5 protein-coding genes are annotated in these 2,266 nt (G+C 34.6%); 4 read left to right on the forward strand and 1 reads right to left on the reverse strand.

The features are described from left to right. Window positions 1–91: 91 nt before the first annotated feature. Window positions 92–310: a hypothetical protein gene (locus HMPREF1640_RS07115; protein ID WP_036893558.1), complete on the reverse strand. Its 219-nt coding sequence runs from the start codon at window positions 308–310 to the stop codon at window positions 92–94. A gap of 441 nt (window positions 311–751) precedes the next feature. Here HMPREF1640_RS07115 and HMPREF1640_RS13510 point away from each other — a divergent pair, with 441 nt between their 5' ends. The 4 genes from HMPREF1640_RS13510 to HMPREF1640_RS07130 all read left to right on the forward strand — a co-directional run. Further along, window positions 752–1,063, forward strand: a complete 312-nt coding sequence (locus HMPREF1640_RS13510) for a hypothetical protein (protein ID WP_197051492.1) — start codon at window positions 752–754, stop codon at window positions 1,061–1,063. A gap of 38 nt (window positions 1,064–1,101) precedes the next feature. Then, window positions 1,102–1,374 (forward strand): hypothetical protein, encoded by a 273-nt coding sequence (locus HMPREF1640_RS07120; RefSeq protein ID WP_146014603.1) that lies wholly within the window; start codon window positions 1,102–1,104, stop codon window positions 1,372–1,374. A 10-nt stretch (window positions 1,375–1,384) separates the two neighbouring features. Continuing rightward, entirely contained in the window at window positions 1,385–1,900 is a 516-nt protein-coding gene (locus tag HMPREF1640_RS12590) for a stage II sporulation protein M (protein WP_197051493.1), read from the forward strand. Next, window positions 1,897–2,266: hypothetical protein (locus tag HMPREF1640_RS07130; RefSeq protein WP_036893561.1), on the forward strand; the 370-nt coding region annotated here is incomplete at its 3' end. The genes HMPREF1640_RS12590 and HMPREF1640_RS07130, both read left to right, overlap by 4 nt.

Below are 2,266 nucleotides of genomic sequence, written 5' to 3' on the forward strand. Positions count from 1 at the left end.
CCGGCTTTCCCGTAAACTTCTCAAGCCCAAGCAGGTACTGAATGTAGGGATTCTCCTGAATGACTTGGATGGTCTTCTCATCGCCCAGTTTTTACACATGCTTCACAATTAGCGCTCCCACCACCATGCGGGCGGGCTTGTTGCCGGCGCCATTGTGACTGTTCCTCAGGCGTTTGTTGTATTCCTTCTCTATCCTGCCCCAGGGAAGGTGGTCGGCCAGCTTGACCCAACGGTTGGATTTGCTCAAACCCAAAAGTGACTCCTGAAGTTCAAACAGGTCGTGACTGCGATACTGTGAGTAGTATTTCATCTCGATTCTTGAATGTTTTAACATCCAAAGGTAGTCATTTTGGGCGAATTGACCAAATTTTATACAATATAAATAGTTAATTATCAAATAGTTAAAGTTAATTAGTAGACCATAGTTAACAAGTTGATGAGTGAAAGAGTTATTCATCCCTCTTTCTTATCCCTTCCCTTATTTGGATGGGCACGGGGGACGCTCCTACGGTAAGATTATTGTCGTCGGTTAAAACCGATGGACGAAAGAATATAATACAAACAGGTCTTTAGTCCAATTATGGAAGTTCCTGATTTAAGGGCAGTTTAGAGGATTTTCGGTAAGTTTTGAGGTTATTTCTCTCCCTATAATGAGAAAACAAAGGAAATAACTTTTTTTTAACCTATTGATAAAGATGATTATTATTAATTATACTTATTTTTGCAAAAAACAAATTATAAGGATATAATTATGAAAAAAAGAGAGTGCCCCCATTGTCATCAATCTGTATCACCATATAAATGTTCTTTTTATCTATGGCAATCTCCCGAAAAGGTGATTTCATGCAATCATTGTGGGAAACAGATTCATCCATTTAAAGAACCAGTATCTCGATTAGTTTGGTTTATCTTGACTTTTTTATTTGCCATTTTACCTGTTTCCATAATGAATTATTTTAGAATAGCATTATGGAAGATAGTTTTGATTGAAGTTCTATTTATAGTACTTGCATTTCTTGTTGCCTGGATTATTCTTTTGATAAAAATAAAATTCATCAAGTAGTGAAGTGAACATATTTAAACTATTTAAATTAATTAAAAATGAAAAAATCATTAAAGAAAGTTACTGCAATTACATTAATATGTGGTTGTTGTATGGGAGTAGCAGGGCTGCAGAAAGAAAAGGAAGTGCGTACAGAAAAGGCATGGGCTGCAGCCACTAGCTATTGTAAAAAGTTACAACCTAAAAATTCAAACGCAGCAATGGCAGAAGGTGTAGCTGGGGTATATGTTTCTACATGTGTTTCATGTGCAGCTACTTTTTGCTGGGGCGGTCCTGCTGGTGTTGTTGCAGGAGTTTTAGTTGGATTATAAGCCAAAAAACTTGAGAGTACGCTTTATAATAGCTATCGTTTTTACCGTAGCATATGTTGCAGGTGTTACTTTCGGTATTCTCGGAGGTGAGCTTAATCTTCCATCCTCCGAGAATAATGATGACCTTTTAAATCTTTATAATTCTGAGACATATTATCGTGCCATAGAGTTAATGAAAAATAATCTTATAGTATGTACAAAAATTCTACTCTTGAGTGTGTTGAGTTTAGGATTTATTTCCTTAATACTTGTTTTTTTTAACGGTTATACCCTTGGAATAGCGATTGGCGACCTTTTGTCTAAATCTTCTTTACATACCGTTCTTTCCCTTACACTTCCTCATAGCGGAGAGATAATGGGATTAATTATGTGTGCATATATAGGAACAATATTATCTTTACGTATCGTATTCAAAAAAAAATACCACAGTTTACGTACCATACTGATAATAACCTCTATCAGTTTGCTTTTAATCATAAGCGCAGCTTTTGCTGAAAGCTATATTTCAATGACATATAACAAATGAAAACTATCATTTCCTCCATAATATTCATACTTACAATTCTATTTATGTTTTTCATTACGGAAAATATTGCCTATTTACAATTTGCTTCCTTGCAAGCAAATGAATTACCTTTTTCCTATAATATTATTTCAGGTATCTCTAGTTCTTTAGCAGCTCTTACGCCACTAGTCGTATTTGTTTTTCTATATGTCACAATTGAAACTATGATGAACATAGTTTTCGAAGAGCATATAAAAGCATTGGACTTATACTCAATACTTGGTTTTTCTTTTTTACCTATGCTACTTTATGAATATTTCTTTTGGTATAATCTAATAATTTACGGAAAACAGACTATTGAGTATTCAACGGAAGGCATTAATAATT

The sequence above is a fragment of the Prevotella sp. S7-1-8 genome, from assembly GCF_000758925.1.
Lineage (GTDB): Bacteria > Bacteroidota > Bacteroidia > Bacteroidales > Bacteroidaceae > Prevotella.

Coding starts and splice junctions, on each gene's coding strand:
- HMPREF1640_RS07115 (WP_036893558.1), bottom strand. CDS start 310: ATGAAATACTACTCACAGTATCGCAGTCACGACCTGTTTGAACTTCAG.
- HMPREF1640_RS13510 (WP_197051492.1), top strand. CDS start 752: ATGAAAAAAAGAGAGTGCCCCCATTGTCATCAATCTGTATCACCATAT.
- HMPREF1640_RS07120 (WP_146014603.1), top strand. CDS start 1,102: ATGAAAAAATCATTAAAGAAAGTTACTGCAATTACATTAATATGTGGT.